This window comes from Nitrobacter sp. MLSD-S21, from assembly GCF_058809865.1.
The window spans coordinates 119,964-138,540 of sequence record NZ_JBXASZ010000001.1 but is presented as its reverse complement, the minus strand read 5'-3'; the positions used below and the strand labels follow the sequence as shown (position 1 = coordinate 138,540).

General features: G+C 59.1%; 20 protein-coding genes. 9 read left to right on the top strand and 11 right to left on the bottom strand.

Features of this window, described 5'->3' with window-relative positions; translation table 11 throughout:
- Positions 1 to 76 precede the first annotated feature (76 nt).
- Complete coding sequence (locus AC1RT6_RS00605) at positions 77 to 2,161, top strand: TonB-dependent receptor plug domain-containing protein (protein ID WP_079447257.1); 2,085 nt, start codon at positions 77 to 79, stop codon at positions 2,159 to 2,161.
- Positions 2,162 to 2,359: 198 nt separating this feature from the next.
- On the opposite strand, the gene AC1RT6_RS00600 is transcribed toward AC1RT6_RS00605, so the two are convergent.
- On the bottom strand, positions 2,360 to 2,923 hold the full coding sequence (locus AC1RT6_RS00600; protein WP_079447258.1) for a peptidoglycan-binding domain-containing protein: 564 nt from the start codon (positions 2,921 to 2,923) through the stop codon (positions 2,360 to 2,362).
- 22 nt (positions 2,924 to 2,945) lie between these two features.
- On the bottom strand, positions 2,946 to 4,766 hold the full coding sequence (locus AC1RT6_RS00595; RefSeq protein ID WP_493029246.1) for a sensor histidine kinase: 1,821 nt from the start codon (positions 4,764 to 4,766) through the stop codon (positions 2,946 to 2,948).
- A 426-nt stretch (positions 4,767 to 5,192) separates the two neighbouring features.
- On the opposite strand from AC1RT6_RS00595, the gene AC1RT6_RS00590 reads away from it, so the two are divergent.
- Both AC1RT6_RS00590 and AC1RT6_RS00585 read left to right on the top strand, forming a co-directional pair.
- A complete protein-coding gene (locus tag AC1RT6_RS00590; RefSeq protein ID WP_079447261.1) occupies positions 5,193 to 5,609 on the top strand; it encodes a DUF5330 domain-containing protein in 417 nt (138 codons plus the stop codon).
- A 76-nt stretch (positions 5,610 to 5,685) separates the two neighbouring features.
- Positions 5,686 to 6,117 (top strand): SufE family protein, encoded by a 432-nt coding sequence (locus tag AC1RT6_RS00585; protein WP_079447262.1) that lies wholly within the window; start codon positions 5,686 to 5,688, stop codon positions 6,115 to 6,117.
- Between the two features lie 85 nt (positions 6,118 to 6,202).
- Here the strand turns inward: AC1RT6_RS00585 and AC1RT6_RS00580 are convergent, their stop codons facing one another.
- Positions 6,203 to 6,820, bottom strand: coding sequence for a DUF6456 domain-containing protein (locus AC1RT6_RS00580; protein ID WP_079447263.1), 618 nt, complete (start codon positions 6,818 to 6,820; stop codon positions 6,203 to 6,205).
- Positions 6,807 to 7,190, bottom strand: a complete 384-nt coding sequence (locus tag AC1RT6_RS00575) for a helix-turn-helix domain-containing protein (protein ID WP_472790240.1) — start codon at positions 7,188 to 7,190, stop codon at positions 6,807 to 6,809. Before AC1RT6_RS00575 ends, AC1RT6_RS00580 begins: the two co-directional genes overlap by 14 nt.
- Before the next feature lie 188 nt (positions 7,191 to 7,378).
- Here AC1RT6_RS00575 and AC1RT6_RS00570 point away from each other — a divergent pair, with 188 nt between their 5' ends.
- Both AC1RT6_RS00570 and AC1RT6_RS00565 read left to right on the top strand, forming a co-directional pair.
- Complete coding sequence (locus AC1RT6_RS00570; protein WP_079447265.1) at positions 7,379 to 8,326, top strand: IS1595 family transposase; 948 nt, start codon at positions 7,379 to 7,381, stop codon at positions 8,324 to 8,326.
- 12 nt (positions 8,327 to 8,338) lie between these two features.
- On the top strand, positions 8,339 to 8,524 hold the full coding sequence (locus tag AC1RT6_RS00565; RefSeq protein ID WP_139372895.1) for a hypothetical protein: 186 nt from the start codon (positions 8,339 to 8,341) through the stop codon (positions 8,522 to 8,524).
- Here AC1RT6_RS00565 and AC1RT6_RS00560 read toward each other — a convergent pair.
- From AC1RT6_RS00560 to AC1RT6_RS00530, 7 genes are all read right to left on the bottom strand, one after another.
- Positions 8,508 to 9,326, bottom strand: coding sequence for a hypothetical protein (locus AC1RT6_RS00560; RefSeq protein ID WP_139372896.1), 819 nt, complete (start codon positions 9,324 to 9,326; stop codon positions 8,508 to 8,510). The two genes, AC1RT6_RS00565 and AC1RT6_RS00560, sit on opposite strands and share 17 nt — an antisense overlap.
- Before the next feature lie 431 nt (positions 9,327 to 9,757).
- Complete coding sequence (locus AC1RT6_RS00555; RefSeq protein WP_079447267.1) at positions 9,758 to 10,189, bottom strand: hypothetical protein; 432 nt, start codon at positions 10,187 to 10,189, stop codon at positions 9,758 to 9,760.
- A 66-nt stretch (positions 10,190 to 10,255) separates the two neighbouring features.
- A complete protein-coding gene (locus tag AC1RT6_RS00550) occupies positions 10,256 to 10,669 on the bottom strand; it encodes a Ros/MucR family transcriptional regulator (RefSeq protein ID WP_079447268.1) in 414 nt (137 codons plus the stop codon).
- Positions 10,670 to 10,798: 129 nt separating this feature from the next.
- Positions 10,799 to 11,584, bottom strand: coding sequence for a hypothetical protein (locus AC1RT6_RS00545; protein ID WP_079447269.1), 786 nt, complete (start codon positions 11,582 to 11,584; stop codon positions 10,799 to 10,801).
- Positions 11,585 to 11,878: 294 nt separating this feature from the next.
- Positions 11,879 to 13,285 carry a M20/M25/M40 family metallo-hydrolase gene (locus AC1RT6_RS00540; protein ID WP_472790244.1) on the bottom strand — a complete coding sequence of 469 codons (1,407 nt, stop codon included), beginning with the start codon at positions 13,283 to 13,285 and terminating at the stop codon, positions 11,879 to 11,881.
- Between the two features lie 24 nt (positions 13,286 to 13,309).
- Complete coding sequence (locus tag AC1RT6_RS00535; RefSeq protein ID WP_079447341.1) at positions 13,310 to 14,617, bottom strand: glycosyltransferase family 87 protein; 1,308 nt, start codon at positions 14,615 to 14,617, stop codon at positions 13,310 to 13,312.
- A gap of 122 nt (positions 14,618 to 14,739) precedes the next feature.
- A complete protein-coding gene (locus AC1RT6_RS00530; protein WP_079447342.1) occupies positions 14,740 to 16,305 on the bottom strand; it encodes a helicase HerA-like C-terminal domain-containing protein in 1,566 nt (521 codons plus the stop codon).
- A gap of 313 nt (positions 16,306 to 16,618) precedes the next feature.
- On the opposite strand from AC1RT6_RS00530, the gene AC1RT6_RS00525 reads away from it, so the two are divergent.
- The 4 genes from AC1RT6_RS00525 to folB all read left to right on the top strand — a co-directional run bounded on the left by AC1RT6_RS00525 (position 16,619) and on the right by folB (position 18,574).
- Entirely contained in the window at positions 16,619 to 16,849 is a 231-nt protein-coding gene (locus tag AC1RT6_RS00525) for a hypothetical protein (protein WP_079447271.1), read from the top strand.
- Positions 16,846 to 17,253 (top strand): DUF4332 domain-containing protein, encoded by a 408-nt coding sequence (locus AC1RT6_RS00520; protein WP_079447272.1) that lies wholly within the window; start codon positions 16,846 to 16,848, stop codon positions 17,251 to 17,253. The genes AC1RT6_RS00525 and AC1RT6_RS00520 overlap by 4 nt, the downstream gene beginning before the upstream one ends.
- Before the next feature lie 101 nt (positions 17,254 to 17,354).
- Entirely contained in the window at positions 17,355 to 18,212 is an 858-nt protein-coding gene (gene folP, locus AC1RT6_RS00515) for a dihydropteroate synthase (protein ID WP_420799314.1), read from the top strand.
- The gene (folB, locus tag AC1RT6_RS00510; protein WP_079447273.1) at positions 18,209 to 18,574 is read left to right on the top strand and encodes a dihydroneopterin aldolase; all 366 of its coding nucleotides are present in this window, start codon (positions 18,209 to 18,211) and stop codon (positions 18,572 to 18,574) included. Before folP ends, folB begins: the two co-directional genes overlap by 4 nt.
- The last annotated feature ends 3 nt before the right edge of the window (positions 18,575 to 18,577 follow it).

Below are 18,577 nucleotides of genomic sequence, written 5' to 3'. Positions count from 1 at the left end.
CATCGGCGCCGGCATAGGCTCCCGTGAAACCTCGTTCGCTGTGACGTGCCACCGACGTCCTGCCGAGGTTCCCTCCATGTCCGCCTCCTCCTTGTCCGGGGTTTATCGCAGAAGCCTGCTTGCCTCCACCGTCCTCGCCTCGCTGGGATCGGTCGGCCTGACGACGCCTTCGTGCGCGCAGCAATCCGCCTCTCCCAATCTGCTGCCTCCGATCCGGATCGCGCCGCCGCCGGATAGAACGACAGATTCACGGCCGCCATCTCACCGCGCGGCGTCGCGATCGCGCCGTGTGGCCCGCTCCGCTCCTCGACACCCTCCTGTCACTGAGACGCCCGTTCCGGGCACGATGGGTTCGACCGTGGTCAGCCCCACGGGAGTGGTGACGCCTGCAAGGCAATTGGCAAGCTCCATCACCATCGTCACCGAGAAGGATATACAGACCCAGCAGTACCGCACCGTTCCGGATATCCTGAGGACGGCTCCCGGTCTGAATGTGTTGCAAGCCGGCGGACCGGGCGCCCAGACTTCGGTTTTCATGCGAGGCACGAACGCCAACCACACCAAGGTGATCCTCGACGGAATCGACATCGGCGATCCCGGCAACGCGAATGGCGCATTCGACTATGCGCATCTTCTTGCGGCGGACATTCAGCAGATGGAAATTCTTCGGGGCCCGCAAAGCGGACTCTATGGTTCCGACGCAATCGGCGGAGTGATCTCCATCATCACAAAAAAGGGCGAAGGTCCGCCGCGCGCCACCGCGTCAATCGAGTCCGGCTCGTTCAAAACGTTCAACCAGACGCTCGGATTGAGCGGCTCCGAAAAGAACTTCAACTACGCGGTCAACGTCGCCCATCTCCATGCCGGAGATGTTCCTGTCACACCGCCGGAGCTTCTCCCGCCCGGACGGCAAGCGATCGGAAACAACTATGACAACATGACCTATTCGACCAAGCTCGGCGTCGATCTCAATGAGAATCTGACCGTCAATTCGGTGGTCCGCTATACTGACGCGATGCTGCTGTTCACGGGCGACGGTGGATTTCCAAGCACGCCCAACGCCACCCAGAGCACACACGCCGTCCAGCAACTCTTCAACCGCGAAGAAGCCGTGTGGTCTCTGTTCGATGGGCGCGTCCAAAGCTACTTCGGTGTCAATTACACCAACAGCAGAGGCTACGACGCAGGTCCCGGCAGTCCGGTCACGACCACCACGGGCGAGCGCCTCAAGTTTGACTGGCGCACGGTGGCCGAAATTGCGCGTGACAACCATCTGGTCTTCGGCGCCGAGCATCAGACCGATCGCATCGACACCACCGATCTTGCCGCCAAGAACGGCAACAAGGCAGGCTTCATCGAGTTGCAATCAGCTCTCGCGAACCGCCTTTTCCTCGTTGCGAATGTCCGCCAAGATTCCAACGACCTGTTCGGCGAGCGTATGACCTACCGGGTCGCACCGGCGATCATTGTTCCAATCACGGAAACGAAACTGAAAGCAAGTTACGGCACGGGATTCAAGGCGCCTTCGCTGAGCCAGTTATTCCGGGACTTTCCAACCTTCAATTTCTTCGCCAATCGCAACCTGAAACCGGAAGATAGCCGCGGCTACGATGCCGGTTTCGAGCAACCTCTGTTCAACGATCGTGTGCGGTTCGGCTCGACTTACTTCCATAACGACATCACCAACCTGATCGACTACAATGCCACGTTCACATCGTTGGTGAACGTGAACAGCGCGACGACCGAAGGCACCGAAACTTTCGTTTCGGCACAGATCACCGAGCGTTTCGGAATTCGCGCGGATTACACCTTCACCCGTGCCGTCAATGCCGCCACCGGCATGCAGCTGCTGCGCCGACCGAAGGAAAAGTGGAGCGCAACCGCGACCTGGCTCCCCCTCGATGCATTGACACTGTCGGCGACCGTGCTCCGCGTCAACGACTGGATTGATGTCACCCGCGACGGTTCAATCTCCGGAATTGTAGCGCCGGGCTATACGCTGGTGAACTTGCGTGGCGACTATGCCGTCAATGACCAGGTCAAGGTATTCGGGCGGATCGATAATCTCTTTGATGCCCGCTACCAAAATCCGACCGGGTTCCTTGCGCCGGGCCTTGCGATTTTTGGCGGCATCCGGGTGGCAAGTTACGGGGTGCGATAACTCTCGACCTCTTCCCGACGAGGAGAAGTGAAAAGGCGGCGGGAGTCCACGCAACAAAGGGGTTCGCTAAAACTATTCCGGCTTTGATGAATCAAAGCCGGGCCTTTAGCTTTTTGTTTTGACGTGCTTTCTTTACACGAACAGGTCATTCATCCTCGGGTCAAGCCCGAGGATATGCTTCGCTCGAAACGCTGTAGTCTAATCGATCGGCCGTCCAGTCAGGGCAACGAGCTCGCGCACGAGACGATCGGACATCTGGCCGGTCACCGGCATCCGGCGAGCCTGCTCGAACTTCCGGATCGCCGCCTGGGTTTCGGGCCCGGCCGTTCCTGTCGGCTTAAATTGACCATAGCCATATTCCGTCAATATCCGCTGCACGGCGGCGACGCGGCGATTCGCATTGATAAGATCGGCGACGGGATCGCTATGCGACCCAGTCGTTTTGACGGGATTGGTGGGCGCTTCTCCCGCACTCGCGTGCTGTTCTGTTGTCCCCGTCTGATCCGCCTCGACTGGTCGAGGCCGCGGCAGCGGATTGCTCTGTTGCACCAGTGGCATGGTGACAGCCGATCCAAATATCGGCGACGGATGATGGCCGGCCTGCAGGAACATGGCGTTCGTGACGATCGCACCGATGGCGGTAAAAGCCAGGCACCCGGCAACCAGATCTTTCGGGCTATGCAGGAGCACGCGCATCGCGAGACCGCGTTCCTCGTCAACTTCGCTCTTCCTGGTTGCCACGCTGCGGCGGCGTGGCCGCATCACACCCTCTTCAACAATTTTTCTAGGCACTCTTCCTCACCCGGTAATCTTGATCCTGCTTGCCGGAGCGGGAGGCCGGCGTCAGCGTCGCGATGTTATTCGATGACGACTCCGCGTCGGGCACGAGTATCAGCGGCAACATGACGGTTACCGTGGTCCCCTCTTGTACCTTGCTCTGCACATCGATCTCGCCCTGGTGCAACACAACCAGACTCTTGACGATCGACAATCCAAGTCCAGTCCCTTCCTGACGTCGTTGATAGGTCTTCCCCGCCTGGAAGAAGGGGTCGCCGATCCTCTTAAGATCTTCCTGCGCGATGCCGACGCCGTTGTCCATCACACGCAGCGCCATGCGCGATCCTTCGACGCGGGCCGAGATCGTGACGCGGCCGCCCCGCTCCGTGAATTTGATGGCATTCGATACCAGATTCAGAACGATTTGTTTGAACGCGCGCGGATCGCCAATCATCTGCGGCAAATTTTCCGGAACGCGCGTGACCAGTTCAATACCGTTGTCGCGCGCCTTGAGCGCGAGCAGATTGCTCCCGTTGAGCAGCACCTCGCGCGGCGTGAACGGCTCGGGCAATATCTCGAAATTCCCGGACTCCATTTTCGACATATCGAGAATGCTGTTGACCACCGATAATAGATGCTGGCCGGAGTCGTTAATGAGCTGGGCATACTCCTTGCGGCGCGTGGCATCGAGCGACAACCTCGCTTCCTGAACGATCATCTCTGAAAATCCGATGATGGCATTGAGCGGCGTTCGCAGTTCGTGGCTCATTGTCGCGAGAAACCGTGTCTTGGCAGCGTCAGCACGTTCGGCCGTGGTGCGCGCCATATCCAGCGCGTGCTCCTGCTGCTTCCGGTCGGTGACGTCCCGCATCACCGCGACGACTTCGGGTTCGGCCAAGGAGGACGGCTCAAGCGGTCGGCACCGCATTTCCACCCATATGAAATCCCCCGAAGATCGCGCCTCTGATTTCGCACCAGATGCGACGTCGCGCCTGAGTCTGAATTCGACGCTTTGGGCATCCTTGCCAAGTGCAGCCGCCGCGAGCGCCGTAAGATAGGCTGGGCGATCAGCGACGTGGACCCGATCGAACAGACCATGGTCCTGTAACTCCGACACCGGCACGCCAAGCAGGGCTTCCGCGGCCGGCGAAATAAACTGCACGGCGCCGTTGCGCCGGTGACGCGAAATCACGTCGCACATGTGGCGCGCCAGCAGGCGATAACGGTCTTCCTCGACGTTCAGCAGTGAGGCGCCGGTACGCATCAGCGCTTCGTAACCAAACGCCACTCCGGCAGCATAAAGCATGGCGGACGCAATACCGAACGCCATGAAAACACTATGCGCCGCCACGCCGGCATCGGGCAGTGGCAAAACATCAAAATAACTCATCGCGATCAGCGCGAGCACGCACGACACTGCAAGCATCGCGGCGAAGGCGACGACACGGCGGGACGCGGACAGCGCCGCCTCCAGCGGAATCACAACGGGCCAGACGGCAGCGAACGATTCAATCCCACCGGTCGGGAGCGCGATCATCATGACGAGACCGGCGAGCGCGATCGACGACAGCACGTGGGCGCCTTCGTAGCGGCCGGTGCGTGACAGGAAATAGGACAACAAAATCGGCACGACGAGCCAGGCGAAAGCCACCACTTCCAGTGCCGTCGGTGCACCGCGGATCGCCAGATACATCGGAAACGCCGCGAGCGCGACGAGGCTGCCGAGCAGCCGCGGCCCCATGAAGGTTCGATGCCGCGCCCGCGTCAACGCGTCGTATCGCGCCGATGGATGCAGCAACGCGTCGAGACGGTCCTGGATAATGGTCAATGCGGTCACGTTGCTTGCGCTTCAGCTGACGTCGTATCCGACGCGCCGGAACGCCTCCATTTGTGGGTTCAACGTGTCAGAGTGAACTTAAGCGAACACTAAAGTGCAGCTCTCTGCGTCACGAAACAGCACACACGGATGGCTCTTTGTCGCCTTGCAACGCCTTCATCGGTGCGAATGGTGAACGCAAGGTTTCCGCCACCATATACGGACGACGCCGAGGATCGGCGTCGCGTCTGGCGACCGCGTTTCGCACACGCATCAATCGAAAATTTACGCCGAATCAAATTCTGCCGCCGTTTGCGGGATTTTTGTTTGCCCGGACGCGTCGAGCAAACGGGGGATTCAGGACCATTTGATAGGGAAAGGACAGATTGCGGAATTCAACGCAACGTGACGAAGATCAAAAACGCATAGGGACGCGACATGTTTTTCCTGCTTCGCATGGCATTCTGGCTCGGGCTCGTGCTCGTGCTGCTGCCGAGGGATGAGGCGCCCGAGGCGAACAAGGCACCCAAGATTGGGGCTTCCGACGCTGTATCGGCCGCCACAGCCGCCGTATCGGATATGAGTCAATTCTGCACACGTCAGCCGGGCGTCTGCGAGGTCGGGGGCCAGGCTGCCTCCGCAATCGGCCAGCGCGCGCAGGACGGCGCGAGAAAGCTCTACCGGATCATCACCGAGAAACGCCCTCCCGACCATACGGGGTCGATCGACGGCGTTCCCTCCGTCGAAACGGCGGATTCCGGCGACGTGCAGCATGACACCTTGACGCCGGAGGATCTGCAGGCGGAATGGCGTCTCGCTGCTCCGAAAACCGTCCCGAGGGAACAATTCCCATAGATCGCCGGGTCCATATCGATTTTATGTCTCCATGGCCTTATATTAGTCGGCTGGGACACATTACACATGAGCCGTGATGACGACGATCGACGAGATCAGGGACAACTTTGAGCTTCTGGAAGAGTGGGACGACCGCTACCGGTACGTCATCGAACTCGGACGCACCCTTGAGCCCATGAGCGAGGCCGAGCACTCCGCGGCGAATAAGGTGCAGGGCTGCGCCAGTCAGGTCTGGCTGTCGCTCAAAGCCGGTCGCGGCGCTGACAGCCACCCGGTGCTGACCTATGTCGGCGACAGCGACGCGCATATCGTGCGCGGGCTGATTGCGATCCTGCTCACGCTTTTTTCCGGCAGGAAGCCACAGGACATTCTGGACACCGACGCGATCGCCGTCTTCGACGGCCTTGGCTTCCGCGAGCATCTCACGCCGCAACGCTCCAACGGGCTGCGCGCGATGGTTGAGCGCATTCGCAGGGACGCGCGCGAAGCGCTGGCTGCCGCAGCCTGAGGCTGGTTTTCGCCTTTCGAATTTCGGGCAAGAGGAAATGCGGATCGCGCGAACGACGCGCGATCCCACTTCGCTCGAAAACGCTCTAACCGCTCGTGAACCTTGCATCGCTTGCCAGCCACGTCCGGACGTGGGCGCTCGTTTCTGCACGCGCGTGGAGACCGTAGTGCCTCGCCAGCCTGTCCAGTGCCAGTTGCAGCACGACTTTCGCCGATCGCGGGGGCCACCCGCGTTCACGCTCGACATCTTCGAGACCGCGAAGAAAGCAGCAGACGTCCATTAACAAGCCGGAAAATTCCGGTCCGCATGCTTCCAGCGCCAGCCGCACGCGCTGCCGCGCAGCAACGATCAGATCGGTCATCTCACAGGCGCCGGCTCCGGACCCGCGCCCTCCGGTCGGCGCCGACCAGTTCGAGGTCACCCGCGGCGTGAGATTCCCCCGCGTAAAATCCGCGCGCAATCTTTCGCCGGCCGCGAACTGATTGGGGCTGATCATGGCGCGTCCATCGCGACCCTTACGGCGCGCCAGCCAGGCGAGAGGGCTCTCGCTGTCGTTGGCCATCACGGTCGCAATGCCTGCGTCGGTCACGATCTCGCGCTCGGCGAGCGCGAGATGCTGCGCGCGAAACCGGTCCACGATTTCAACCGGCCGCTCTTTCGGGCGACGCGACGATTTACTACTGCCGCGATTAGATGCCGTCATCGGATGGTCCGTCGAGGCGTTCGCCGCAAACCGTGCACATCGCTTCGAGCGCTGCGAGCCGGCGATCAAGTCTGAGGTCATCGCGGCTATCTTCCACGACGCGGCATGCATGCGAGACCGTGGTGCGATCACGATCGAAGGCGCGGCCGATTGCCTCGAAACTCAACGCAAAACCAACGTGCGCCAGATACATGGCGACCTGTCGGGCATAGGCGGCGTGCGGCGCGCCGCGGGTCGGCGATATCATCGCCGCAGCATCGAGACCAAATTCTCCGGCGACCAGTCGCGCGATATCGTGACAGACCAGCCTTGCCGAGGTTCGCGACCGCCGGCGGGATGTGGGTGGAGTGGACGGATAGGTCAAAAGCATGGAGCAGGCCCCTCTAGGAAAATAATCACATATCCTAGAGGTTGTTCTCTACCCGGGGATAGCATTTTTTCGGTAAAATTTGAAAGCCGAAGGTATCGCCAAGGAACGGTTTTGGATAATATTCCCAATATTGTACTTTACGGACCCACTTTTCTAGGGTAGGATTAGCTCAATCAAGAGGTTGAGCCATGACTTCCGTCCTATCCGCCAAGCATTTCCACGATGAAGCCGCTGCCTACAAATATCTTGAGGCGCGCATTTGGGCTAATGGCCGCTCCTGCCCGCATTGCGGGGTTGTGGATCGCAGTTCGAAAATGGAAGGCGAAAGCACCCGGATAGGCGTTTACAAGTGCTACGCCTGCCGTAAGCAGTTTAGCGTAAAGGTCGGCACCGTATTTGAGTCCAGCCACGTTAAATTGCACATCTGGCTTCAGGCTGTTGCGCTGCTTTCGGCCTCCAAGAAAGGCATGAGTGCGAACCAACTCCACCGCATTCTTGGCGTGTCCCTCAAGACCGCGTGGTTCATGGGACATCGCATCCGAGAGGCGATGCGCGACGGCGATCTTGCACCAATGGGCGGCGCTGGCCAGATAGTTGAAGCTGACGAAACCTACTTCGGCCCGACCGAGGAAAAGAAGATGTCGCCGCAGCGAAAGGGGCGTCCCTTCACCAAGGGTGGTCGTACCGGCCCATCAAGCAAGCGCGCAATTGTCTCACTTGTACAGCGCGGCGGTAAGGTCCGGTCATTCCACGTTGAGAACGCCGATAAGAGCACCGTGGCGAAGATCGTCGCTGAGAATATCGCTCACGAGACCCGTCTGCACACCGACGAAAGCCGCCTTTATGTTGAGGTTGGGACCGCGTTCGCTTCGCACGAAACCGTGAAGCACAGCGCCAAAGAATACGTTCGCGGTGACGTTCACACCAATACCATTGAAGGCGTGTTCTCTATCTTCAAGCGCGGCATGAAGGGTAACTACCAGCACTGTAAAGAGAAGCATCTGCATCGTTATCTTGCGGAATTCGATTTCCGTTACAACAACCGCGTCAAGTTGGGCATTGACGATGTGGCGCGCGCTGACATCGCGCTTAAAGGTATCGTTGGGAAGCGCCTAACCTATCGAACGACTAATTGAGGAAGGCCTGCGATGGCTAAGAAGCCAAAAGCTCGAAAAGCTCCGGCTAAAACAGATGATGAGAGCAAGCAAAAAGAGCAATCCGCGCGGTTCATAAAGGCCGCGCGGGAAATTGGCGTTGATGAAAGCGGGAAAGAGTTTGAACGGGCAATTAAAAAGATAGTTCCGTCCAAGAAGACATCTAGTCGTGGAGCTTAGTAGCGAGATGGCGCATAAACGACCGCACTGACTGTAAAATATCGTTCGCTCGTTCTACAGAGTACGATTTGTCAGGGTGCATCGTCGGGTTGCGGTAAGCCCGCCTCATGTCATCAATGTTTTTCGATGCTTCTGCAAAAAACTGCTCATCGGGAGAGCGCGCGCCCGATGCTTTGATGCGACGCTCCAATTCCCTGTCTATCTCACGAAGGTAGCTACCCCAATCGTTCTGCTTCTTGATACCCATCTCCGCCGCGAGGCTGGCAAGCCCCACTTCAAGCACTCGCATTAGGTGCATAACGCAAGCCGTTGGTCGGTTCAAAGACAGGCAAGACCCAGCCTCAGTAATGTCATCCGTAGCAGACGAAAAATTGTTAAAAACTTCTTGACCGAACAAACGTGGGTCATTGAAATACGACCCGTGGACTTCCAAGGCGAAGAATTTTCGGCCCTTCAGTTCAGCATTCACCAATGTAACGAGCGACTGAAAATGCAGGCGCAGATCGCCCATCTCTTGGGCTGATATCTCAACAATAACTCGCTTTAAGTCGCGCCGCAGTGCGGAGGCATTTTTGCCGAGTGACGGACCGAGGATTTCTAGAATGTGGGCACATTCGTCTGGGGTGCCGTGTAGTCCGAGGCGAACAAATAATTCGGAGAGGTCTCGCACACTGTGCATCACATCCTGGATGCCGTGCGCGGTAAATCGCCCGATTCCCACTCCGTGATTTTCAAGAAGATTTTTAAAGCTAGAGACTTCAACTATCGCGCCAGATAACGCGCGAGCATTAAATTCGAACATATCCCAGAGGCTCCAGAGCCGTCCGGGTTGAAAAAGTCGCCCGGCGCTACTCATGATGCACCAAGGGTCCGTAAAGTACAATATTGGGATAATATTCCTAATTATCTATAGCGCCACAATTAAGATTATAGGCCGTCCAGACAAGGAGGGAGATTCCCATGTCTTGCGCGCCAGCACCTCCGAGGCTTTCGATTAACCGCGATTGTTCGTCCCGAAGGATCTGGCTTTCGACGATTTAGTACGCGCGCCGGTCAACGGTGATTGACTGAGGAACGACGACATGGGCGAGCATGGCGTTTTCGGGCTATCAGCCTCGTCGCTATATTATACGAATATTTGCCGGCGGCGGCGGCTGAGCATTCCTGTATCCAGTCAGAAATTTACTCAGAGGCATGAGCCTCTGGTTTAGCTCGTTTGCGCGCTCACCGACCTCAAGCACATTTTCGACCGTTACTTGCCCGCGTTTGATGTCTAATCCGTCCGGGGTATTGTTTTTGGCACGAATAAGAACCGCTCCAATAGACAGCGACGTGGTCTTGTAGCGCCACCGATTCCATCTTTTCCAGAAAGTGAAATGCACTGGCTCTGTACATAGAAAAATCGGACACCACATCGAAAGCCTTACGCCAAATGGCAGCCCGCGCTTTCCAATTCATCGGGAGCTTTACGCCAAGTTCAGACGGCGCAATCGTCATCATTGTGAGCAAAGAGGCCACGAAGTGACCCTCTAGGCTGCCCCAGGAAACCACCATGATCCCGATAGCCCTGTAGAACTCATCGGCCCCTTCTGGATCATTTGATGAAGGCGTATGTTCGACGTTCAATCGAAATAAAAACGGTTCGGCCGGCGTTTCGTCCACCATGGCGAATCCCGAAAAAGACGACCAATACTAAAGAGCCCCAACATTCGGTAGCCGAAACCGCTCGCGCTATTTCCGGCGCCGGCGCTGCTGGCCAAGGCCCATGTTCTTGGCCAGTTGCGACCGCGTGACCGCGTAGTTGGGGGCCACCATGGGATAATCGGCAGGGAGTTTCCATTTGTCCCGATACTGCTCGGGGCTCATGTTGTACTGAGACCGCAGATGGCGCTTGAGCGATTTGAAGCGCTTCCCGTCCTCCAGGCAGATCAGGTAGTCGGCCGTCATCGATTTCTTGACCGGCACGGCCGGCTTGGTCGGTTCCGACGGTAATTCGCCCCGCCCGGACGACACGCGCAGCAGCGCGGCATGTACCTGGCTGATGAGGGCGGGAATTTCCGAGGCCGGCGTCGTGTTGTTGCTAAGGTAGGCGGACACGATCTCCGCCGTGAGGTCGAGAAAACTTTTACCCGCTGAATCGCTCATGATCTCAAATTTTCCGGATCGTAAAGCATCGATACGCTCGGAATGCGATCAGAATCGGCCTTTGCGCCCCAAGGAATATGACCGGATTGCTGCCGGCATGACAAGAACGGCGGGCGCGCACGCCGAACTTTATTTGGGAGACGGGCGGTCGGAGCCTTGATCGAGATGGGCGCGCAGTCGATCAATCGAGGCGAAGCGCATCGTGCCCTCCGACAGTTGGGCGTCGATCGTACCGTCGGAATAAAGCGAATAGGCCATTCCGTTGACCACACCGGACCTCAGCACCGTGACGGAGGACGCGTTGTGGTCCGGAGGGGCGGACGGGCGATCGACTCTTGATGCTGGCCGGGGCGCCTCAGGATCACGCGCATGTCTCGCGGGCGCGGATGAGCCAACCGGCCCGGCTTGGTCCACGACTACCCGCTCGCGCTCCTTCATCATGGACGCAAAGAGAAGATTGCGTCGTGGTTTCGGCTGCGATGGCTCGTCGGAGGATGCCGGAAACTCCGCATCCTCGACCGCGACAACGGTCTCGCGGTCGCGGTCGAACACGTCCGCTTGCCGGCGTGGCGACATGACGGAGGGCGTGGCGTTCCGATCGCCCAGGCTTGGAGCGAACCGATCGCTGTCAGACAGCGAAGGTGGGCGCTCTTCGATGTGCCTGCCCGGCAGAATGGGCGCGTGGGCACTATCATCGCGATCAGCAAACGCTCTGGAGCCGAGTTGGTCCGCGACCCTTCGCAATTCGCGGACGACGACCGACAGGCTGATCATAATCAGGCCCGTGCCGGTCACGACCGCGCCGGATACGACCAGGGTATCGCCGAAGCTGAACTCCTTGATGGGAATCCCCAAGGCGATCGTCACCAGACCGGCCACGAATACAACGAACCCGGCGACTAAAAGCACGCTCATCGAAAAGCTCCGTCCCCCAAGGAGACGACAGCACCTGATAGCCAACTATCGGCCTCGCCGCCCGCCAATTCGGTCCCCATTACCGACAACACGATGGCGATGAGGTCAACTGCAAACGACGGGAATGGTTCAATTCAGCGGCAGAAGAACGCTAGAAGCAGCGATCAGGACAGCAGGTCTGTTCGAACTTGTCTGACGTCGGATTTGGTGTAAGGCTTAGTTACCATCCTCTACACGTCAATCCAACGCCGCCCAATTCCGGGCGGCGTTTGCACATGAAGCCCGAAGCTGGCTTCAGCGCGGCGCTTCCGCAAGCGCAGCAAGAATCCGCGCCCACGACCGGATACCTTTGTGAAAACTTTTCAGGTCGTATTTCTCGTTGGGCGAATGGATGTTGTCGTCCTCGAGACCGAAACCGACCAGCACCGTGTCGAGACCCAGTGAGGTCTTGAAATCGGCAACGATCGGAATTGACGCGCCGCAGCCGATCAGCAGCGCCTCCTTATTCCATTCATCGGTCAGCGCCTGCTTCGCGGCCGCGAGCGGCTTCATGTTCCAGTCGAGCGCAATCGCGGGCGCGCCGGCATGATCGAGAAACTCGACCGAGCAGTCCGCCGGTACGCGCTCCTTCACAAACGCACGGAAAGCGTCACGTATTTTTTTGGGCTCCTGACCCTCGACGAGACGGAACGAAATTTTCGCCGACGCCTGTGCCGGAATCACCGTCTTGGACCCTTCTCCCGTGTAGCCGCCGACAATTCCGTTGATGTCGCAGGTCGGTCGCGACACGACCTGCTCGATCAACAGACGATCCTTTTCACCGGCAGGAATCGAGAGTCCGATCGGCTTCAAAAATCGATCCGGCGTCAGATCGAGCTGAGCCCACTGAGCGCGGATGTCGGACGGCAAATCCTTCACGCCATCGTAGAAACCGGGAATTGTAATGCGGCCGTCATCGTCATGAAGGCCGCCAAGGATTCGGGTCAGAACCCGGATCGGGTTTTGAGCGCCGCCGCCGAAAAGGCCGGAATGCAGGTCGCGGTTCGCGGCCTTGATGACCACTTCCTCATAGACCAAACCGCGCAGCGACGTCGTGATCGCCGGCGTGTCGGGGTCCCACATGCCGGTATCGCAAACGAGCGCGAAGTCCGCGGCAAGGTCCTTCTTGTTCTGTTCGAGAAAAGGCACGAAGTTTTTCGAGCCAACCTCCTCCTCACCTTCGATCAAAATCGTGACGTCGAGCGGCAACGAACCGGTCACCGACATCCAGGCGCGACAAGCCTCGACGAACGTCATCAACTGACCTTTGTCGTCTTCCGCGCCGCGCGCCACAATAATCTTGCGGCCATCCGCATGGCTCGTGACGACTGGTTCGAATGGCGGGCGATGCCACAAATTCTGCGGATCGACCGGCTGAACGTCGTAGTGGCCGTAGAACAGGACATGCGGCCGCGACCCGGTATTGCCGTTGCTCTTGGCGACGATCGCGGGATGGCCAGCCGTCGGGCGGACCTCCGCGGAAAATTTCAGTGTCGCGATATCGGCTGCGAGATGATCGGCCGCGGCCTTGCAATCGCCGGCAAATGCCGGATCGGCTGAGATCGATTTGATGCGGAGCAGCGCGAACAGCCGGTTCAGGCTGTTGTCGAAATCGGCGTCGATGTGATCGACGATGGCTTGCAGTTGCGACGTGCCGGACATTTTTGTTGTCCCCTGAGTTGCGGGTTAAACGACCGTTTGAATTTTTTCTGGCGAAGCGACCGAATGCGGACCACTCGCCAATGACGGGTGACGGATGTGCCACGCCAATGCGGCGATCAGTACGAACGTCGCCGCAAGGTTGTTTCCGGCGGCTTGAAGAATTTTCGGAAACACGGGCAGCGACAGCGCCATCAGCGCAAACGATGCGCCGAGCGCCAGACGCGAGATCGCCCGCGCCTTTGGCCGAAAATCGAGCGCGGCACGATGAAACAGAATCGTTAATGGAAAGAACAGCCAAACGAAGTAATACTGACGCGCCAGCGGCGATGCGAGCGTCATCAGGCAGAACAGAATCCCGACCTCCTCGGCGATCGATCGCTGCGTCATTTTCGCGCGCGCCGGAATGATGGCGATAAAGCCCAGCCCTATCGCGGCGAAGACAGCCAGCACGATCCCGTTCGCCGTCTTGTAATCGACATTGGCCACGTTCATGTATTGCGCGGGTTTAGCTGGATCGATCTGGTTATAATTGACCGGACGCACAAGCCGATGCGTAACGGCGATGATCGACTGATTGACCCAGGACCAGTTCTGGGCGTCACGCTGCCCGAACCCATGCTCCGAATTCGATCCGATCATTCCGCGGTACCACGTGGTCAGCTCAGAAACATTACGGTCGAAGCCACGGATCGGAGCCGGCACCAGAAACAGCAAAACGCCCAGGAACGCGACCATGCTTATCGCGCTCGTCCAATGGCGGCGCCAAAGCAGATACGGCAGCACGGCGACGGGAAAGACCTTGATAGCCGCCGCGAGCGCAAACATGCTTCCCGACAGCCACCCGCGTCCCTGCCACAGACACCAGAATCCGAACAGCATCATCGCGAGAAGAACGAGGTTGGGCTGCCCGAGATCGAACATATCGAAGACGAAGGGGATCGTCACAATGCCCGGCAAAGCCTCAAGCCAAGGGCGAGGCGTCGTGCCCGACCCTGTCATGACGTTGGAAAGTTGCGCCGTCATCCACCATGCGGCGGCATTGAGAAGGCACAGTCCAAGATACAGCGGAATCTTTCCGAAGGCGCTCGGTATGGCAAGCAGAATGGCGGACAATGGCGGGTAAAGGAAGGCGAAGCCTTCGCTCGGCCCTTGCGGATACAGATCGCCGCCGTGCAGGATCTGCTGCCCGGCCCAGTACCACAACGGATAATCCTTGGTTTTGCCGTGTCCCCAGATTTCCGGGACAAGAACATCGGCAGTCAGCAGGATGCAGGCCACGAGAAACAGGACATCCAGCGGGCGCCGGAGCGATGGCCATCTCAGCACGAGCATTTTTCCGTTGTCACGCGGCGGCATCGTCCGCGCGCACTGCGTTATCAGATGCGCTTCCGGCTGCAAACTGTCTCGCACTTCTGCCAAGACGCAACCATAAAGCCAAACAGCAGCCTGGGCGATCAACGCCGCAGCAGCCCCCCGAGCGCGCCACGCACCAGCGCACGACCGACCGAACCGCCAAGCGAGCCGCCGAGCGACTTGCCGATATCAGCGACGACCCCCCCGACAACCTTGTTGGTGACGGAGCGGGTGACGCTGCGCGCGATCACCTGCCCGGTCGACAGTCTGCCGCGGGGCGTGTTGGTCCCGAATACGCTGCCGACGATCGATCCGATCTGATCAAGAACTCCGCCGTTCGACTCAGCGCCGGTCGCCGCGGTGCCCTCGACCCGCTTCTGAAGCATCTCGTAAGCCGATTCGGAATCGATCGCGGTGTCGTACTTTCCCTTTACCGGGCTGCCGGCAATGATCGCTTTACGTTCCTCAGGAGTGATCGGGCCGATCCTCGCAGACGGCGGCCGTACCATCACACGCTCGACCATAGCCGGCGTTCCGTTGCCTTCAAGGCACGACACCAGAGCCTCGCCCTTGCCGAGTTCGGTAATGACCTGCGCCGTGTTCAGCTTCGGATTTGGCCGGAACGTCTGCGCCGCGGCCGCGACGGCCTTCTGGTCGCGGGGCGTGAATGCGCGCAGCGCGTGCTGAACCCTGTTTCCTAATTGGGCCAGCACCTTGTCCGGGACATCGATCGGATTTTGAGTGACGAAATAAACCCCGACGCCCTTGGAGCGGATCAGCCGCACCACTTGCTCGATCTTATCCATCAACGCTTTGGGCGCATCGTTGAACAGAAGGTGGGCTTCGTCGAAGAAGAACACAAGCTTCGGTTTTGGCGGATCGCCGACCTCTGGCAACTGTTCGAACAGCTCCGACAACATCCACAACAGAAACGTCGCATAAAGCCGCGGGCTCTGCATCAGCTTGTCGGCGACCAGGATGTTGACCATGCCGCGGCCGTCGCGATCGGTGCGCATGAAATCGTTCAAATCCAATGCCGGCTCACCGAAAAATTTGTCGCCGCCTTGATTTTCGAGCACCAGAAGCTGGCGCTGGATGGCTCCCACACTTTGCTTCGACACATTGCCGTACTGCGTCGTCAATTCTGCCGCATGTTCGGCAATGAAGGAAAGGATGGCACGAAGATCCTTCATATCGAGCAGAAGCAGCCCCTGTTCGTCTGCTACTCGAAAGGCGATGTTGAGCACGCCCTCCTGAGCCTCGCTCAAATCCATCATGCGGGACAACAGCAACGGACCCATTTCCGACACGGTGGAGCGTACCGGATGGCCCTGCTCACCGAAAACATCCCAGAAAATTGTCGAGAACTGATCAGGCTGGAACCCAAGGCCCATCGTCCTGGCGCGCTCGAGTATGAAGTCCTTGGCTGCGCCAGGCTCTGAAATGCCGGACAGATCGCCTTTGATATCGGCGACGAATACCGGCACACCCGCGCGAGAAAATCCTTCCGCCATCACCTGGAGCGACACGGTTTTTCCAGTTCCAGTGGCGCCGGTGACAAGACCGTGTCGGTTGGCGAGGCCCAGCGTCAGCCACACCGGCTGCTCACCTTTGCCGATGAAGATACCTTGATCGGTATCGCCGATCCCGGTCGCGGTCTTCGCCATGAGCGCCTCTTCGTGATCCCGTCGTCGATCCATCATTCTACTTCAAGTTCCGCGCCGATTGAAACCGGCGAACCCCAACGCGGCGCTCGAAATCTTCTAACGGAGCAGAAGCTTTCTAACTCGCAAATGACCGGCGACCGCGATGTTTTCGGCATAATCGAGTACACAGGTCTTGCATCTCGGCAACACTCGTCGTGCGATTGCAGGTCAACGAGCGTTTGTTCTGCCTGCTGACTTGTCTTTCGCATCCCGAGGGTATCAAGATGAAAACATAAATAACGAGCCGGCGAGCAACCGGTGGAGGCGGGGTACCATGAACGAACTGGTGGAGCGGCGTGCCGCGACAGTTGGCACCGCTGTCGCGGGAGCAGTCGTCGGCGCGATCCCGGACTTTCGCAGCAAAGAAGGTGCTGGCGACAAGGTTCTATCAGTGATCGGTACGAAAACCGACACGAAAAGCTCGATTGCGGTTTCCCGTAACTGGATAGGCCGCTCGGCGTTCGCCGGTCCTCAATACGCATCGCTAGACCGCCGAACGTCATGACATATCCAATCTCCAAGCTCGAAGGGCTGAGCGCCCCCGACGCCAAAAAGCTGAGATCTATCGGCATTAGAACAACCGATGCTTATCTCGAGGCGGCGCGCACGCCGAAAGGCCGCAAGGCGCTTTCCGCCAAGACCGGCATCAGCGAACAGCAACTCCTGGAGTGGGCCAATCTTGCCGACTACATGCGCATTCCGGGGATGGGCAACGGGAAGACCAAGCTGCTGCGCGCGGCGGGCGTTACCACCGTGCGTGAATTGACGCATCGTAACCCGGCCCGTCTGGCTCAAGCCATGAAAGATGTGAATACCAAGCGCAGACTTGTCAGCGTTCTTCCTTCGGAGAAGTCGATCGGCACGCTGATTGCGCAAGCGCGGAAGCTTCCACTCAAGATCACCTATTAAGCCGCCCGCTGCTGCACGGCCCGACCCTCTGAATGGGCTTTTCGAGCCTTGACAGCATGTGCTGGACCGCGCAAAGCCACCGCATGACGTCGGCAGATACCATGTCCAGACCTGTGGCGGACGAGACGCGTCATCCCACGCTCGAAGCGCTGCTGTCGCGGCCGTATCCGGCGGTCATGGGAGTCCTGAACATCACCCCCGACTCATTTTCCGACGGTGGTCAGTTCATGACGCCCGACCGGGCCTTGGCGCAGGCGCGCCGCATGATCGCGGAAGGGGCCGACATCATCGATATCGGCGCGGAATCCACCCGCCCCTACGGATCTCAGCCGGTCTCGCACGATGAGGAGATGCGGCGGCTGAAGCCGGTGCTCGCGGCAGTGGTCGCGCTTGGAGCCCCCATATCCATCGACAGCATGAAGTCCTCGATTGTCGAGTGGGCGCTTGAGAACGGGGTCGCAATCGCCAACGACGTCTGGGGATTACAGCGCGATCCGGACATGGCCCGCGTGGTGGCGGCGCACAATGCGCCCGTCATTGTCATGCATAACCGGGACAAGCCCGACGATACGCTCGACATCATGCGGGACATCGTCGAGTTCTTCGAACGATCGCTGAAGATCGCGGCGAAAGCCGGCATACCTGCCGGTCACATCGTCCTCGATCCGGGTATCGGATTCGGCAAAACGCCGGAACAGAGCATGGTCGTGCTGGCCCGGCTCAATGAATTGCAGACACTCGGATTTCCGATTCTCGTGGGCGCGTCCCGTAAGCGCTTCATCAACACGGTAGTGCAGTCAGAGCCGCAGGAACGGCTAGGCGGCTCGCTCGCTGCGCATCTGATCGCGGCAAGAAGCGGCGCGCGCATCATCCGCACACATGACGTGGCGGACACGGTGCAGGCGCTGCGGGTGGCGCACGCCATCGAGTCCACAACAGTCGGGATGACCGGACCATGACCGACACGATCTTTATCCGCGGCCTCGTAATTCACGCGCAGCACGGCGTCATGGAGCACGAGACCGAAGTCGGCCAGCGCTTCGTGATGGACATCGAACTATCGACTGACCTTTCCGAATCCTCCCACACTGATCGTCTCGCCGATACGGTGTCCTATGCCGGCGTGGTGGCGACAGCCAGCGCCGCGTTCAAGGATGCCAACTACAAGCTGCTCGAACGTGCCGCAGGGGCTGTTGCCGATGCGGTTCTGGCTACTTTTCCGCGCGTGATCACGATCAAAATCACCGTGCACAAGCCGCACGCGCCGATCCCGGCGATTTTCGACGACGTCGGCATTTCGCTCACCCGCAGCAGGGAATAGCTG

Bases quoted from the DNA above. Each gene is read 5' to 3' on its own strand.
- AC1RT6_RS00520 (WP_079447272.1), top strand. From the start codon at position 16,846: ATGACATATCCAATCTCCAAGCTCGAAGGGCTGAGCGCCCCCGACGCC.
- AC1RT6_RS00605 (WP_079447257.1), top strand. From the start codon at position 77: ATGTCCGCCTCCTCCTTGTCCGGGGTTTATCGCAGAAGCCTGCTTGCC.
- AC1RT6_RS00585 (WP_079447262.1), top strand. From the start codon at position 5,686: ATGACGACGATCGACGAGATCAGGGACAACTTTGAGCTTCTGGAAGAG.
- folB (WP_079447273.1), top strand. From the start codon at position 18,209: ATGACCGACACGATCTTTATCCGCGGCCTCGTAATTCACGCGCAGCAC.
- AC1RT6_RS00530 (WP_079447342.1), bottom strand. From the start codon at position 16,305: ATGGCGAAGACCGCGACCGGGATCGGCGATACCGATCAAGGTATCTTC.
- AC1RT6_RS00550 (WP_079447268.1), bottom strand. From the start codon at position 10,669: ATGAGCGATTCAGCGGGTAAAAGTTTTCTCGACCTCACGGCGGAGATC.
- AC1RT6_RS00560 (WP_139372896.1), bottom strand. From the start codon at position 9,326: ATGTTCGAATTTAATGCTCGCGCGTTATCTGGCGCGATAGTTGAAGTC.
- AC1RT6_RS00590 (WP_079447261.1), top strand. From the start codon at position 5,193: ATGTTTTTCCTGCTTCGCATGGCATTCTGGCTCGGGCTCGTGCTCGTG.
- AC1RT6_RS00580 (WP_079447263.1), bottom strand. From the start codon at position 6,820: ATGACGGCATCTAATCGCGGCAGTAGTAAATCGTCGCGTCGCCCGAAA.
- AC1RT6_RS00600 (WP_079447258.1), bottom strand. From the start codon at position 2,923: ATGCGGCCACGCCGCCGCAGCGTGGCAACCAGGAAGAGCGAAGTTGAC.
- AC1RT6_RS00570 (WP_079447265.1), top strand. From the start codon at position 7,379: ATGACTTCCGTCCTATCCGCCAAGCATTTCCACGATGAAGCCGCTGCC.
- AC1RT6_RS00545 (WP_079447269.1), bottom strand. From the start codon at position 11,584: ATGAGCGTGCTTTTAGTCGCCGGGTTCGTTGTATTCGTGGCCGGTCTG.
- AC1RT6_RS00565 (WP_139372895.1), top strand. From the start codon at position 8,339: ATGGCTAAGAAGCCAAAAGCTCGAAAAGCTCCGGCTAAAACAGATGAT.
- AC1RT6_RS00540 (WP_472790244.1), bottom strand. From the start codon at position 13,285: ATGTCCGGCACGTCGCAACTGCAAGCCATCGTCGATCACATCGACGCC.
- AC1RT6_RS00575 (WP_472790240.1), bottom strand. From the start codon at position 7,190: ATGCTTTTGACCTATCCGTCCACTCCACCCACATCCCGCCGGCGGTCG.
- AC1RT6_RS00525 (WP_079447271.1), top strand. From the start codon at position 16,619: ATGAACGAACTGGTGGAGCGGCGTGCCGCGACAGTTGGCACCGCTGTC.
- AC1RT6_RS00555 (WP_079447267.1), bottom strand. From the start codon at position 10,189: ATGGTGGACGAAACGCCGGCCGAACCGTTTTTATTTCGATTGAACGTC.
- folP (WP_420799314.1), top strand. From the start codon at position 17,355: ATGTCCAGACCTGTGGCGGACGAGACGCGTCATCCCACGCTCGAAGCG.
- AC1RT6_RS00535 (WP_079447341.1), bottom strand. From the start codon at position 14,617: ATGCTCGTGCTGAGATGGCCATCGCTCCGGCGCCCGCTGGATGTCCTG.